The sequence below is a fragment of the Actinoplanes sp. NPDC051859 genome, assembly GCF_044452725.1.
In the GTDB taxonomy this organism is placed as follows: domain Bacteria; phylum Actinomycetota; class Actinomycetes; order Mycobacteriales; family Micromonosporaceae; genus Actinoplanes.
The window spans coordinates 20782-36142 of record NZ_JBITBX010000027.1; the positions used below are offsets into that span (position 1 = coordinate 20782).

Consider the following 15361-nt stretch of genomic DNA (forward strand, 5'->3'; position numbering starts at 1 on the left):
CTGGCCAGTCTGGTCTCGCTGTAGAACTTCTTGTCGTATACGTCGCCGTCGACGACGAACGCGACACGCCTGCCATGTTTGACCAGGTGGCCAGCGAAGATGATGGCCCCCTCGTCTTTGTTGCACGGCACCAGGACGATGCCCGCCGACTGCAGGGTCCGTCCTGTGACAAGACGGAACAGCACCGGGAAAGCGACCATCTCGGTGTCGCCCTCGACCCCGAGGAAGAATCTTTCGTGAAGCAGGATCGTGTTACGCAGGCCGAGCGCTCGGCGATCTGCATCAAATGCTGGCTCTGCAGATCGTGGGCATCCGAGGTGAGGATGCTGTCGACCTCAGTGCGCTTATTCGCTTGCAGCCGCAGATGAACGATGTCTCCGGGCTCGGCGCCGTCGATCAGGTTCATCGAGTGGGTGGCGACGACCACCCCGATGTGCTCGTTGGCGCTCTGCTCGCGGATGACCTTCATGATGCGACGCTGCTGCAGGTAGTCCAGATGGGTGTCCGGCTCGTCGTAGATGACGATGCAGTCGTGCGGCCCGCTTTCGCCGGCCGCTTCCGCATCGGGATCCGCCGAATTCAGCGTGTCGCGCAGCGCGTCGCTAGCCCACTCCCAGACGGCGAGACTGACCCGCCGTGCCCGTCCCGCGCCGGAGCGACCGACGCCAACACCCTCACCGTCGGCGGTGGCCAGGTTCAGATGCGTGGCCTTCAGGACCTTGGTGAAGCTAATCTCGGGCTCCACCTCGACGGAGGTCAGCTCGTCGCACCGCGCCTTGATGTGTTTGACCAGGCCCTGTGCATCCTGGCGGACCCGCGCGCTCAGCTCCTGCTGCAAGACAGCGACCTGCTCACTGAGCTCCGGATCTTCCAGATGCTGCTGGAAACGGGCGCTGAGCGCCGACCGGACCGCGGACTCCGCTGACTCGTGATCCCCGAAACGCAGCACTCGCGGCAGGGCGTCACGCACGGGCGTCGGCAGAGGAACCCAGTCGCTGACCGTTGGCTGCCCCTTGGTGAAGTCCTTCAGCGCTTGCACGATGTCTTCTTTGCGGGTTTTGCCCTGCAAGTCAACCAGGTTGACCTTGGCGAGACGCCGCAGCTCGTCCAGCTTCTTGCTGGCCAGCCCGCGTAGCGACTCGTCCTTGGCGACGTCGAGTTCAACGGACGCCTCGACCTTGCCCGAAGCGGGCCGCCTACGCCGAACCCGAACCCGGGCAGGCAGACCGAGCATGTTCTGCTCGTGTACGGAGAGCTGGAACTCACCCGTTACGACCGTTTCCTCGACGCGTTGCCGACCGGCCGTCTCCGCGGGATCTGGCTGTGCGTCGAGGTAGGTGCGGTCCTCGTCGGAAGGCGTGTACCTGTCGAGCAGGAACGACACTGCGTCGAGGAGCGCTGTCTTGCCGCTGTCGTTGTGTCCCACCAAGATCATCGGCTGGCTGATCTCGAGAGGGCCGACATCGGCGAGGCTTCGGAAGCCCTGCACTCGGATCGACGCAAGACGCACGTATCGACTCCAGCCGCTCGAAGTTCCGTCAGGTTCGAGCGCCGGGTCAGTCGTTGCCGAAAGGCGATCGTCGACGCTCGCTACGGGATCACACAAAATACCCCGCAGCGCCAGATAGTCAGCGAGCGACCCTCTGCTCGGTTGGAGCCGACGTCGACCTACCTCGATCGGGTGATTGAAGCAGTTCGATCGACTGGAGTTGCCCTACCCGGACCGCAGGTGGCAGCGGCGTGACGACCACATCAAATTTGTAGGATGCTCCCGATGAAGTGCGCCTCTGAACAAGATCATTTGCGCTGAAGGCGTGGATTCTCGTGCGATCGTCTCTCCGCTCCCCGGACATTCGGTGAGTAATAGTTCGGTCCATTTCTGTCGTTCGGCTCTAAAGGTTGCCGGAAGTCTCTGCCACCGCTCGCGGCGTTGGCATCGTCAGGCTTATGAGCGCTGACTTCGATAGTCCGGCGGATCGCGGATCCGGTCGGGCTTGGTCCCATGAGCCGGCCGAATACGTGGGCGCGGCCCGAATCCCGCGGCCTGGCGATGCAGCGCTCGAAGACCCGAGCGGGTGTCAGCGCACTGGTGCGGAACACCTACGACGGGCCGCCGACCTCCGACGCCGAGCTGGGGGGAGCATCTTCGTGACCTTGGCATCGGGACTGGGCTGCGGGCCATGCCGCATCTCGGTGTCGGCGGGCCTGCCCTGCACCAGGTCTCGATCCCGGGTGTCGAGGACGCGCCGGAGGCGGCCTGGGACCAGCTGGCCGAGGCGTTGGGTCTGCCGTTGCCGTTTTGGTCGATCCCGCTGCAGCAACGTCAGCTGATCGACGCGTGGCAACCGGGCCGGCCCGCCGTGCAGGCGTCGGCCGTCGACCCCGAGATGGACCTGGACGTGCTGCTGCGCCTGACTGCCCTCTACGACAGCGATCACCCGGCCGCGCAGGTGCTCGTCCGGCTCTTCCGGACGGTGACGTGGCGAGAAGCGCAGGCCGCTGCCCAGATGATCGCCATGGCCGAAAGCATGACGCTCGACGGCACGCTGATGATCGCGGCCCGATCGCTACCGGTACCCCGGGACCATCTCGACGAACTGGCGGAGACCGTACGCCGAGCAGGATGGCTGGAGATCCTCGGCCGCGCCGACGTGCTCGCCGACGCCTGCGTGGAGCAGCTGGTGCGCTGGGACGGCGGCCGCGACTGCCCCTTTGGCGCCCCGACCGACCTCACACCCGGCGACCCGATCAGCGACGAAGTCATCGCCCGCCTCACGCCTACAGCCCGCACGGCCGCCTTCCGATTCCTCGATGCACCACCGAACGCCGAAACGCTGGTAGACCCGGCCACCGACGCCCCAGCCATCCGCATCACCACCAAGGACGGCATCCGTTTCCGGATCGCTGTGAGCCAGTGGCTTCCCCCCACGTCGCTATTCGTCGAGCACGTGCTCGACGACCCGATTTGGATCCGGACTGCTGACGACACCGTCTACCGGGCACCGCAGGGCCCGAGGTGGGGGCTCGGATGGGGGTATGCCAGCAACGGCCCCGGCGCACTCGCGCTACTGATCCACCGGCTGCTTGACGACATCACAGCACGAGCCGCCGACGACACACGTGGAGCGCCGGAAGGCCTCGAGCGGCTCCTCTCCACCACCCTGCCCCGAGGAACCCACCTGAGCCGGGCCCAGCTCGAAGCGGCCCGCGCCGGCCGTTGAGCTCACACCGGGGCCACACGGGTGCGGTGCGTCTGCGATGCGCCGCCGGTACGGGACCATCGCACGACATGCCCGAATGGGCCTCCGGCTGTGGGGATAGAGCGGCGAAATGCCCTAGCTCAGTGTTCCTAGGACGGCTCACGAGACTCTGCATGGCGCAAACCGAAAGAGCGCTACTCCGGTGGAAGGCCAGCTCGAACGGCGTCCGCGAGGGCAGCCTTCTGCTCCCTGCTCCACCGAGCGTTCGGCTTCAACAGTTGGGTAAGCGCCGAACGAGGGGACAGGCTGCGCAATTTGGCATGGGGATCGATCGGAACGTCACTCCACGTGTGCGCTGTCCCGTCGACGATCAGATGAGGATTGGTCTTCAAGCCGGGCTTGGATCGGTTGAACGCCTGGTCTACATCGACCTTCGGTAGACCGAGGCCAACGAGCGCCTTCTTCAACGACACGGTGTGGATGGTCGTGCCGTGCTCGCGGATCGTGTTGACGAATACAGAGAAAGCGTCGTCGGCGAATTGCTTGGCCAGCAGCGTGGGGTCGAGCAGCCACTGCAGCCGGCGAGTTCCTGCCCGCGCGAACTTGATCGCCTGGTCGTCTGGCGCCACCTTCTGCTGCCTACCGCCCTCCCACTCGACGAGCACCTTCGCACGCGGCCCGCCTCGATCCAGCACAATGCCTTGCTGCGGGGCTTCCCCTGGAACGCTCCAAACCGCGATCTCTTCATTCGTCGCCACAGCGCGCAGTCTAGACGCAAGGCAACGAAGATTGGCAATATCACTTCGTTCATTCATCCGCGTGATCTAGGAATTTCGCATGAACGGGCTTTTCGGTTCTACCGGTACGAGAGGGGCATCGGAATCGATCATGGCGCAGGGGATGACAACGCGAAACTCTCGTGGCAGAGTCCGACTTCGGATGCGCTGTCATCCGTCCGGCGATCATTTCCCGCGAATTAGATCAGCCGGCCCGGTCGAAGCGGTGAGGGCGCCGATCATTCGGGGGTTAACGTGCACAGCGGTCGCGAAGGTTCCACCGGAAGCATCGAATATTCCCTGCTGCAACTCCATGAGGACGCCGGTGGGACGCTCCGAAGCTCGGCCCGTGACCACGCCAAGGGCATCGGCCGAATACTGCAACAAGAGGTTGACCTGGGCACATGGTCTGACCGGCTGGCGCGACGGCCCGAAATGGGACCGTTCGACACCGGACGGCGAGAACTTGGATTTGCTGTGTATTCCGCATCGACCGGCCTATACCGCCAAGCCTATAATAGCCTTAGGCTATTCCTTGAACTTAGCTTCGCCTCAGTGCTTTTTTCCGTCGACGAGCTAGCTATGCGGTCATGGCGGTCGGACGGCGCACATTTTGAATGGGGCGCGACGCTGGATCCAAAGACGGGAATTTTGTCGGCTCGGACCGTTCGGCTGTTCCTGCCTGCCGCGGTCGAGCATGCGGCGGAGTACTGCGGCAGGGCCAGGCGGGTGTACGACGACTGTTCAGCGTTCACCCATGGTCGCCCAAAGGAACTGAGCACGCTGCCTGACCGCCTCACGTATTCATCGCCAGTCCTTGCCGACTGGTGCTCGACCGCTCAGGTAGCCGCCGAATGCGTTCTCTTTCTCTTGTTCTGCCGCTTCGGCGAGGAACTGCTTCCGGCGGATGACGGTCGTCTCGCCGCAACACTCGACTTCTCCTTGTCGCACCTACGCGTCGTCCGGGAGCGGCTAGGCGACGTATCCCCGGGGGAGGCTGTGCGTGGTGGATGAGCTGTTCTTCCTCCGCACCGACGACGTACCTCCGAGTGATGCGCTCAAAGTATTGGTGATGAGCCCCACCGAACGTAAGGTCGTCGACAAACTCAAGAATCGAATGCCGATCGTACTCAGCGCCAGCCGCGGTGTCGGGAAGACAATTCTTCTTCGTAAAGCTGAAGACGAACTGGCCAAGTCGCTCGCAACCGACCGGATCCTGCCTGTGTTCGTCAAGTTTCGCGACTCAACGCTTATAGCCGCGAAACAAGGCGACGCATTCCTCGTGTGGATGGTAGCTAAAATCCGGGATGAGATAGCGCGCGCTGCCACCGCCTACGGCCTAATGGCTCCTGATAACTCGGTGATCCGCGCCATTCGTGGTCAGAGCGGTCCCGGTTCGACGATGGAAGAATTGGAAACAAAGCTGACGACGGCTTATCGCCGCAAGTCCGGAGGCGAAGAAACCGTCGAGTCGCTCGACCCTGACGATGTTCACTACCTCGTGGAGAGGCTCTGCGCCCAGGCGTCGCTTCGGCGAGTCGTTCTCCTCGTGGACGAGGCGATCCACGCCTTTCAGCCGAATCAACAACGACAATTCTTTACGCTGATGCGTAATCTGAGCGGACCGTATATCACCATCAAGGCGGCCGTCTACCCTGGCATATCGACATTCGGCGAGAGCTTTCACCCTAACCACGACGCGACGTTCATCGGCCTCGACCGCGACATCCTCGACAAAAGCTACCTGGAGGCCATGCGGAGCATCGTCATCGCCAAAGATTCAGGACTACGGCGGACCATCGAGGATAATCCCGCCGTGTTCGACACCCTCGCGTACGCGGCAACCGGAAACCCGCGCATTCTCGTGAAGACAATCAGTGAGAATCGCCGGCTCAGGCGCAACTCACTGCCCGACACCCTGCGCCAGCAATACCAGGAGGCCATCCTCTCCGAACACACCGACCTCGCCGACAAATACTCCGGGCACGCCCCCCTGATCCACTGGGGGCGCAGCTTCATCGAGGACCACGTCCTGCCCCGCATCTACCACCGCAACAACACGAAGAAGGAGACCACATCTCACATCTGGGTCCACAAAGACGCACCAGCGACGGTGCACAGGGCACTGCAACTGCTCTGCTACAGCGGGGCGCTGCGCCAGGAGGACAAGAACACCCGGGGCCCGAGAAACGGCATCGGAACTCGCTACCTGGTCAACCTTGGATGCCACCTAGTTCTAGACAGCGACCCCATCGAGTACTGCGAACGAGTCACGTCAAAGCTGAGCCGCCGAGCGGCCGTCGACTTCCCTGCCGACGACGAGCAGTTCGACGAAATCAAGGGCCACGACCTGGAAACGGTCGATCAAGGCGACGCGAACGCGGCACTCCGGGCACGACTCAACACCCGGGCTACCCGGCTCGACCTCACGGACTTCCAACGCAAAACGATCACCCAACTCGACCTGCAGACCATCGGCGACGTGTTGCTCGCCGACGAAAACACCTTCCGCAAGGTTCGCGGCGTCGGGCCGGTGTATGCACGCCGTATTCACAATGCGGCCCAAGCCGCCGTTCTGGAGTACCTGTCCGGCTGAGGCCTCGACTGCCCTGGTGTCGTGAGCCTGATCGCGGCGGCCGGCGCGAGTACCCAACGGCTCGCTGAGGGTCCGCCAAACGCCAGCGCAACCGGTGAGTCCCCTCGCTGAAGTCCAGCCGGGTGCTGAAGGAGGGGGAGCCGGCACCGACATGCGCGATGCTCGCCCGATACGACGCGCGCCGTTTCCCCTCGTCGACAGGAATGATGAAGGTCTGAGAATACTTGATCTCCTCAATTGATCATGCATCTGCCAACGAGCATATGATCAACTAACTTAATAGCTTCATGTCGATTAACGCATAACCTCGGCAACGTGAGATCTTGCCGGACGATGACTACGCTCGATAACGGCGAAGAGCGCGAACCAAAGGGATGGCGCTCACCGAGTGTCTGGGCGCGAACCGACACGATCGGCGGCAACCGCGTCAAGCAACTCCTCGTCCCCTCCAGCACGTTCCAGACGGTCACCACAAGCGGCGACGGGCTACGGGCAGCAAACAACTACGGTCAGTGGCCAGCGGCCAAAACCGACCAGCCCATTGATCAAGAGACTCTCTGGCTTGCCGTTCCTGCAGGGACTGCCGCAGGAGACCCGCTGACCCAAGCATCATGGCGCAAGCCGGCCTTGCTGACTCGGCACGAGCCATCGGTAGTCCTCGAGTCCTACCGGGACGCGATCACTTACAACGAGGGCGCTAAAGAACATCCCGGTCTACGGTCGCCCCAACTTGGCGCACTGCATGCAGTCCTCGGCTACTGGACAACTAAACGCACCACGCCGGCCACGGTCGTCATGCCGACAGGAACCGGCAAGACCGAGACGATGCTGGCCCTCCTGGTCGCCGCCCGCCTGCCTCGCCTTCTGGTCCTAGTACCGTCCGACGCGCTCCGGAAGCAAGTCGCCAGCAAGTTCGAGACACTGGGTGTACTCCAGGAACTCGGCATCGTCACCCCCAAGGCGCTACGGCCGAACGTCGGACGGGTGCAGCACGGCTTCACCAACGTCGAAGAAGCACAGGATTTCGCGCATGTGTGCAACGTCATCGTCGCTACCCCGCAGGTTCTGAACGCCTGCGAGCCCGAAGCTCTCGCGGCATTGGCCGGCACCTGCTCGCATCTGTTCGTCGACGAGGCCCACCACGTCGCCGCACGCACATGGTCCGAAATCCGAGACCACTTCGCAGAGAAGAACGTCGTCCAGTTCACGGCGACACCGTTCCGCGAAGACGGCAAACACCTGCAGGGCCGCACCATCTACGCGTTCCCGCTCCGCGAAGCTCAAGCCCAGGGCTACTTCTCCCAGATCGACTACACCGCCGTCATCGACTTCGACAACCTCGACCGGGCGGTCGCCGAACAAAGCATCGCCAAGCTGCGCGCCGATCTCGCCGCCGGCCTTGACCACGTACTCATGGCCCGCGTCGGCGGCATCCGCCGCGCCAAGGATGTCCAGCCCCTCTACGAAGAGCTCGCCGCCGACCTGTCCCCGGTCATCATCAACCACCAGATGCCCAAGAAGCAGCAGACCGAGGCCATCGCAGCACTACGCGAAGCCCGCTCCCGCATCGTCGTCTGCGTCAATATGCTCGGCGAAGGATTCGACCTACCGTCGCTGAAGGTCGCTGCGGTGCACGAACCCCAGAAAAGCCTCGGCGTCACCCTGCAGTTCATTGGACGCTTCGCCCGCACCTCATCCAGTGGGAGGTACGGCGACGCATCCATCTTCGTCGCCCGCTCCGAGATCGACGTCGATAAGCGCCTGCGCACCCTCTACGCCGAAGACTCTGACTGGAACCTAATCCTGCGCAACCTCACCGAGACCGCCGTTGACGCTCAACAAGACGCCAGCGACTTCGAGGAGGGCTTCACCAGCCTTCCGGATGAGGTCGCCCTGCGCAGCCTCCTGCCGAAGCTGAGCACCGTCGTCTACCGTGCCCCGAGCGACGAATGGGAACCTGAGAACGTCGTCGACTTCTTCGGCGAAGAGTGCCTCTACACCCAGCCTCTCGGGCTCAACGTCGAAGCCGGCATCGCCTGGTTCGTCATCGAAAACCGAGACGAAGTCAGCTGGGGCGATCTCAAAACGATCGAAGAGGTCACCTACGAGCTGTACGTCCTCTACTTCGACCGCGACCGACGGCTGCTCTACGTCAATAACTCTGCCAACGACGGCGTCTTCGAAGACCTCGCCGAAGCCGTCCTCGGCCCCGGCGCCACCCGATTCACCGGCTCGACCGTCTACCGCGTCATGGCCGACATCGACCGTCTGATCCCTACCAACGTCGGGGTCCTCGACGCCCACGATCAATTCCGCCGCTTCTCCATGCATGTCGGTTCCGACGTCACCGCCAGCTTCACCCAAGCTGAAGCCGGCACCAAGTCACAGACCAACATCTCCGGCGGCGGCTACCGCGAAGGCGAGCGCGTCAGCATCAGCGCGTCGCTCAAGGGCCGCATCTGGTCCCACGCCACCGCTCGAGACCTCAAACACTGGCGCGACTGGTGCGACACCGTCGGCGAAAAACTGCTCGACGATACGATCAGCATCGAAAAGGTCATCGGCCAGTTCCTGCTGCCCGAACGCCTAACCGGCCGGCCCAGCGGAACTCTCCTTGCGGCCGAGTGGCCCTGGCAGCTGCACACCATGCAAGCAGACACAGTGCGTCTCTCTCTGAACGACTTGGTCTACGAGGCCGCCTACACCGACCTGGTACCCGACACGACGACCACCGAAGGTCCGTTTCGCTTCGACGTCCGTACCAAAGGCTGGACGGCGACCTACGAGGCCACCGTCGAGCAGGGGCACCTGCGCTACTGCTGCATCACCGACAACGAGATCAAAGTAGTCAGGGCCCGCTCCGAACTCAGCCTGAGCGACTGGCTCAACCACAACGGCCTGATCCTCATCCTCGACGACGATCGCATCATCGAGGGCGATCTGCTGTACAAACCAACCTGGGACCGGCCTCCGTTCGACCGCAAAGAACTCATTCCCCTCAACTGGACTGGCACCGACCTCAAGGTCGAATCCCAAACCAAAGACCGCCTTACCGACTCCATCCAGTACCGGACGATCAACGAACTCAAAGCAGAGCCCGAACCCTGGGACCTCATCATCGACGACGACGGAAGCGGCGAAATCGCCGACGTCGTCGCCATCCGCATCACTAAAGACACTCTGCTGATCCGTCTCGTGCACTGCAAATACTCACACGGGGCGACAGCCGGGGCCCGCGTCGAGGACCTGTACGAAGTCTGCGGCCAAACCCAAAAGTCAGTTATGTGGCGCCGCGGGGATCTACACCCCTTCTTCCACGCCCTGGACGACCGCGCACGCAAGAAGTACCGCAGGGACGGAGTCAACCCGTTCGAGGTAGGCAACATCAAGACCCTCTACAAAGTCCAAGAAAAGGCCACCATCCTCAGACGCAAGATCGAGATGGTGATCGTCCAGCCGGGACTATCAGCGACCAAGATCACTCAGCAGCAACTCAACCTCCTTGCCTCGACGCAGGCATATCTAAATACGACAATCAAAGCGCCGCTCATAGTTTGGTGCAGTCCATAGCGGCGGTGCAAACCTGAGCGAAATAGCCACCGCGCTATAACGCTAGTGCCGAGTCAAGTCCTCGGAGCAACGGTGTCGTGGGCCGGGAAGATTTAGCCCCGTCGGCAGGTCGAAGAACACCGCCACGGGCGAGCCGGAAGTGCTGCGAGCATCGCGCCTGGACAAGCGCAGCCATGAACATGCAGTTCAAGTACCATGAGGATGTGCACGGAAGAGGTAAGCCCTTGGATACCTTTACTCGGCCGAGTATACTTTCCAGCGACCTGGCAAAACGTTTGTTAGCACGTCGCTGGGCCCTCTAAATGCTGGGGGTACTGGGAACTATGCACCGTAACGATCACGTGGGACGACGGCACCATGGCGCACCTCACCAACGACGCGGTCTTCACCTCCGACGACATCGGCACTGACGTCCGCGTCGGAGACCTCGGCGAGTACAAGACCGGTAAGAAGCTCGCCCGTGAGGACACACCGCCGCGACCGTGGCTGACCTGGATCGGCCTCTTCGTTGGTTTCCTCGCTGTCTTGCCCGGCATCGTCGCGGTCCTCATCATTCGCGAGTTGCTGCGCTTCCGCCGAAGACAATGACCGGGTAACGATGAGGCTTGACACGGACGTGCGTCGGCTGGTTGGCGCAGGGTGGTCGAGTGCCTATAGTCATGCGTGTGGTTCCGCGGCGATGTCATCTCATGGGCGCCCACGAGATCCGGGTGCGGCTCGGGACAGTCTGTCGACAGCGGACCTACCAGATCACCATGCGACCCGACTTCCCGGCGCCTGTTGCCAAGCTTGCTCAGGGGAAGGTGTGGCTAACTGAAGACGTCGAAGCGTGGATGGGTGCTCACGGGCGGCCACGGGTGGATTCGGATAGCGGGCCGCGACCTGGCGATTCGGCTTTCGGTGCAGAGTGTCAGCGCGGCGGGGATTGACGGTTGCCTCGTCGCCGGCGCAGCCAGAGGCCGTACGTCACGGCTAGTGCGTACGCAATGGCGGCGTAGCTGGCCGCCCGGAGTTGGCGGTCCTGGGCGCGGGGCTCGCAGAGAGCCCGGAACTCCGAAGGGTCCCAGTTCGGCGGAGTGCGGGGTACGAGCAGCGAGCCGCAACCATGGGTCACGTACGGCGCGTTGAAGGCCAACGTCACGTACACCAGGGTGGGGGTGAGGAGAAGCGCGCCGGCGCAGGTGCGGCGAACCCATTCTGCGGCCGACGCGGACCTGGCCGACACCAGCCTGATCACCGCACTGAAGATCGCGGCGCAGCACCAGACGGCTGATGTGACGGCCGCGATGGTTCCTGGTCCTATTCGGGCTACATGCGATGCCGGTTGTTCGGGGCCGAAGAAGAGGCCCATGACGCCAACTGCGGCGATCACCGCGACGGTGCAAGTGATGGCATCCCAAAGTCGGCGACTGGCTCCCTTGGAGTTGCCCGGCATATCCGCTCCATGGGTCAGGTGACCAGCTCGTACGCTGCTGAGTCTAGGTACAGCAGGATGGCTACGGAGGTGCCTTGGGCAGATCCTCAGGCTCAACCACGGGGGCTCCGCATGATGGCGGCGGGAGAAATCGCTACGGATCTCCTCCTCGGTGTGGAGAAGGGGTGGAGACTCAGGTCGGCAATGTCCTGGCAAGCGTGGCGCCCGGGACCGTGCCCAAGCGGTGATCGCTCCCTTTGAGTGCGGAGTTGTGGCGCCGGCTCGGTGAGCAGCATCAGCGGATCGACCGCTGTCGAGGTGCGGCGGCGGTGGCCCGCCGCCGGCGGCTGGACGGCCGGTTATTGCTGCAGCTCTGCCCATATCCGCTGATCAGCCCGAACAGATGCGGCGGGCGTCTCCGTGGGACGCCCGCCGCACTAGCGATGTGCTGCTGTCAGGTGGTGCAGGTCGGGTCGCCGGACTGGGCCGGGACGGAGACGGCGTCCCAGGCCGCCTTCACCGTGTCGAACTCGGTGCAGCTGCCCGCGTGCAGGTCCTTGGCAGCCTGCAGCGTCCAGGTCCGGTACGACGGGTACGACGAGTCGGACGTCTTCATCAGCATGGCCGTGTACATGATCTTGGCGGCCTGCTGCAGCCCCAGGCCGGTGATGGTGGAGTCGTTGCAGGTGGGGCTCTCCGGCTGACCGTTCGTCGGTTTGCTGCCCTCAGCGAGCAGGTAGAACCAGTGGTTGCCCGGTCCGGCTGCCGCGTGGACCTCGTCGTCGCCGGTGTCCGCGGAGTAGCAGTTGTCGTGGCCCACCTTGGCGGGGTCGTACATGTTGCGGATCGGGCCTTCGCCGATGAGGTCGACGGATTCGCCGACGGTGTAGTCGGGCTCGTCGAATTCTTGCGGCTCGTTGGCGTACCACTCGGTCATGGCGCCGATGGTGTCGGCGACGAATTCCTGGGTGCCTTTGCCGGAGATGCCGCCGGGGGTGTGGTCGTCGATGCCGTGGCCGAGCTCGTGGCCGACGACGTCGAGGGAGGAGATCCAGCCGCCGGCGGCGTTCTTGCCGATGACGATCTGGCTGCCGTCGTAGAAGGCGTTCTGGTCGTCGAGGCCGATGCGGATGGGCCAGGCGCCACCTTCGCCGTCCATGCCGTCGCGACCGAGCCATTCGCTGAGCATTTTCGTCTGGGTCTGTGCCACGAAGAGGGCGTCGGCGCAGCCGGTTTCCCGGTTGTCTGCCTTGCCGTCGCCCCACTGGTCGTCCGGGCCTTCGAAGGTCTTCTCGCCGTCGTAGTCCTGGCAGGACAGGTTCTTGGTCTTCGGGTCGGTCATGGAGAAGGTGTCGCCCGACGCCGTGGTGTCCAGCTTGAGCGGGCTGGGCCCGTTCAGCGCGCCCGTGCCTTCGCCGTTCAGGACGCGTTCCTGGGTGTGCAGCACCTTGCCGGTGGCGGCGTCGATCTCGACGGTCAGCCGGCTCGGTCCGTCCTTGCCGCGACCGGCAACGGTGCTTTGCCAGGCGAGGCGCGGCGTGCTGGCGAGCGCGAACACCACCAGGCGAGTGTTGTCCGTCTTGTCCACCTGGGCCAGCTGGCTGCGGGCGACCTTCTCGGCGGCTGCTGCCGTGATGGTCGGGGTGAGGGAAATGTCGGCGATCGGCTGCTTCTGTGCCACCGATGTGTACCGGGTGTGGCCTGAGGCGTCGGTGACGACGACGAAGTCGCCGCCCACGACCGGCAGGCCGCGGTGGGTGCGCTGGTAGGGGACGAACTGCAGCGGTCCGGACGAGAGCACCGGCTTCGCGGTGAACGTGTCCGCTGCGCTGGCGTGCAGGTAGGCCGGGCGTTCTGCTACCAGTTTGCCGGCACTCTGGACGGCCAGCTTGTGGATCTGGCCGGGGTCTGGTGCCGGGCTCGGTGCGGTGGGTGTGGTCGCCGCCGTGGCGGTGGCCGAGCCGCCGATGACCAGACCGGCGGCGGCGATGGTGGCGACTGTCGCCCGCACCGGCAACCGCGGTTGCGAACGCCTGTGACCTCTGGACATAGTGCCTCCCCAGCGGAACCGCCATTCGGTTACGGGGTGGTGACCGAACGTCTGGCTCCGTTCAACGAATGGACATCACCGTATGAACAAAAGATCGACGAACGCAAGTATTGAAATAGAGCGAAGAGGTTGATATCTCACGCGTACGCGCAGAGAGCGCTCTTTTCGGCGAGGCAGTTCGTCGAGCGGCGAGCCATTCCGAGGCGTGGTAGCGTCGGCCCATCGGAGGGCAGGCGGTCGTTCAGATCTGTGCTACGTAGACGGTGTTCGTCGACGTCCGCCGCTGCAGCGGATTGGCAAACTCGACAACCTCGGCCCGTACGGTCGGGAAAACCGTTCCCAGCAGATCGACGAATGGCTGATCCGGCGGGTCGTTGGACCACAGCGCAAAGACGCCGGAGGGATGCAGGTGCCGGGCAAGGCGCGGCAGGCCGTCGGCCGTATAGAACGCGGCGTGCTGAGGGTGCAGCAGATGCCGTGGGCTGTGGTCGATGTCGACCAGGATGGCGTGCACCAGTCTGCCCGGGACATCCGGGTCGTAGCCGGCGGGCTCGGCGGTCAGCGCAAAGAAGTCGCCGTGGATGAGGCGGCACCTGGCGTCGGTATGCAGCGCCGCGGCGAACGGTAGGAGGCCGTCGCGGTGCCAGGTGATGACCTCGTTCAGGGCGTCGACGACCAGCAGCGAGCTGACCCGGGGATCGGCCAGCACCGTGTCGGCCGTGTAGCCGAGTCCCAGTCCTCCGACGACCACATCGAGGGCGGTGCCGGGCAGCGGTGCCAGCCCGAGCCGGGCCAGGGCGACCTCGGCCGCGGTGAACAGGCTGGACATGAGGAACTCGTCGCCGAGCTTCACCTCGTAAACCTCGACGTCGACGGTCGGGTCGTGGCGACGCCGGAGGCTGAGGTCGCCCATCGGCGTGGGATGGAAGGCCAGTTCCTCGAAACGTCTCGGCATCACGCCACTCCTTCTGCCGCGGGGTCGGTTCCTCCGCGATCAACGTCCTACGGTGGCGTGGGGGTGCGGCCTGACTATCGCCGGAGCGTTTACCGCTCGCTCAGGCGCCCGGCGGCCTCGGCGTACTCAGTGCCGGTTTCCGGGCAGACCCAGATTCCGTCGCCCTTGGCGGTGAGGGGGCGGCCGGCGTGGCCGACCCAGCCGATCCGGCGGGCGGGTACGCCGACGACGAGAGCAAAGTCGGGAACGTCCTTGGTGACCACCGCACCCGCCGCCACGAGAGCCCAGCGTCCTACCGAGACCGGTGCCACGCAGACGGCGCGGGCGCCGATGGCTGCTCCTTCGCCGATGGTGACGCCGACGGCGGTCCAGTCGTCGCCGGTCTTGGGCCGGCCGGTGGGGGTGACTGCGCGCGGATATTCGTCGTTGGTGAGGACTGCGGCCGGGCCGATGAAGACGCCGTTGGCGAGGCGGGCCGGTTCGTAGACCAGGGCGTGGTTCTGCAGTTTGACATTGTCGCCGATGGTGACGCCGGGGCCGACGTACGCCCCGCGGCCGACATTGCAGTTCTGGCCGAGGGTGGCGTGCTCGCGGATCTGGGCGAGGTGCCAGATGCGGGTGCCGGCGCCGATGGTGGCGCGGGGGTCGACATCGGCGGTCGGTGCGACCGTTGCTTCAGGCTGGGTGGGCGCAGTTTCGCTCATGGAGGTCCTTAAGTTTGAGGGGTCAGTAGGTTGTGCTGACGACCCGAGCGGGCCGGGTGTGGCTGGATGGTGTGGTTGCCGGCTTTCGGGTGCGGC

The 15361-nt window shown here is 64.2% G+C and carries 8 protein-coding genes and 3 pseudogenes; 4 read left to right on the forward strand and 7 right to left on the reverse strand.

Annotation, left to right across the window (positions count from 1 at the left end; all coding sequences use genetic code 11):
* Nucleotides 1-101: 101 nt before the first annotated feature.
* Both ACIA1L_RS32780 and ACIA1L_RS32785 read right to left on the reverse strand, forming a co-directional pair.
* A pseudogene (locus tag ACIA1L_RS32780) lies at nucleotides 102-200 on the reverse strand (hypothetical protein); the annotation flags it as partial.
* Between the two features lie 953 nt (nucleotides 201-1153).
* Nucleotides 1154-1510 (reverse strand): annotated as a pseudogene (locus tag ACIA1L_RS32785) (AAA family ATPase); the annotation flags it as partial.
* A gap of 670 nt (nucleotides 1511-2180) precedes the next feature.
* Here ACIA1L_RS32785 and ACIA1L_RS32790 point away from each other — a divergent pair.
* On the forward strand, nucleotides 2181-3221 hold the full coding sequence (locus ACIA1L_RS32790; protein WP_396076948.1) for a hypothetical protein: 1041 nt from the start codon (nucleotides 2181-2183) through the stop codon (nucleotides 3219-3221).
* Between the two features lie 173 nt (nucleotides 3222-3394).
* Here ACIA1L_RS32790 and ACIA1L_RS32795 read toward each other — a convergent pair whose 3' ends face one another.
* Nucleotides 3395-3958 (reverse strand): hypothetical protein, encoded by a 564-nt coding sequence (locus tag ACIA1L_RS32795; RefSeq protein WP_396076949.1) that lies wholly within the window; start codon nucleotides 3956-3958, stop codon nucleotides 3395-3397.
* 1021 nt (nucleotides 3959-4979) lie between these two features.
* On the opposite strand from ACIA1L_RS32795, the gene ACIA1L_RS32800 reads away from it, so the two are divergent.
* From ACIA1L_RS32800 to ACIA1L_RS32810, 3 genes and pseudogenes are all read left to right on the forward strand, one after another.
* On the forward strand, nucleotides 4980-6572 hold the full coding sequence (locus ACIA1L_RS32800; RefSeq protein WP_396076950.1) for a hypothetical protein: 1593 nt from the start codon (nucleotides 4980-4982) through the stop codon (nucleotides 6570-6572).
* Between the two features lie 333 nt (nucleotides 6573-6905).
* Nucleotides 6906-10142, forward strand: a complete 3237-nt coding sequence (locus ACIA1L_RS32805) for a DEAD/DEAH box helicase (RefSeq protein WP_396076951.1) — start codon at nucleotides 6906-6908, stop codon at nucleotides 10140-10142.
* 321 nt (nucleotides 10143-10463) lie between these two features.
* A pseudogene (locus tag ACIA1L_RS32810) lies at nucleotides 10464-10730 on the forward strand (DUF6346 domain-containing protein); the annotation flags it as partial.
* 322 nt (nucleotides 10731-11052) lie between these two features.
* On the opposite strand, the gene ACIA1L_RS32815 reads toward ACIA1L_RS32810, so the two are convergent.
* The 4 genes from ACIA1L_RS32815 to ACIA1L_RS32830 all read right to left on the reverse strand — a co-directional run bounded on the left by ACIA1L_RS32815 (nucleotide 11053) and on the right by ACIA1L_RS32830 (nucleotide 15265).
* Nucleotides 11053-11379 carry a hypothetical protein gene (locus ACIA1L_RS32815; protein ID WP_396076952.1) on the reverse strand — a complete coding sequence of 109 codons (327 nt, stop codon included), beginning with the start codon at nucleotides 11377-11379 and terminating at the stop codon, nucleotides 11053-11055.
* Between the two features lie 631 nt (nucleotides 11380-12010).
* Complete coding sequence (locus ACIA1L_RS32820) at nucleotides 12011-13567, reverse strand: M4 family metallopeptidase (protein WP_396076953.1); 1557 nt, start codon at nucleotides 13565-13567, stop codon at nucleotides 12011-12013.
* 280 nt (nucleotides 13568-13847) lie between these two features.
* A complete protein-coding gene (locus ACIA1L_RS32825) occupies nucleotides 13848-14561 on the reverse strand; it encodes a spermidine synthase (RefSeq protein WP_396076954.1) in 714 nt (237 codons plus the stop codon).
* A gap of 89 nt (nucleotides 14562-14650) precedes the next feature.
* Nucleotides 14651-15265, reverse strand: coding sequence for an acyltransferase (locus ACIA1L_RS32830; RefSeq protein WP_396076955.1), 615 nt, complete (start codon nucleotides 15263-15265; stop codon nucleotides 14651-14653).
* Between the last annotated feature and the right edge of the window lie 96 nt (nucleotides 15266-15361).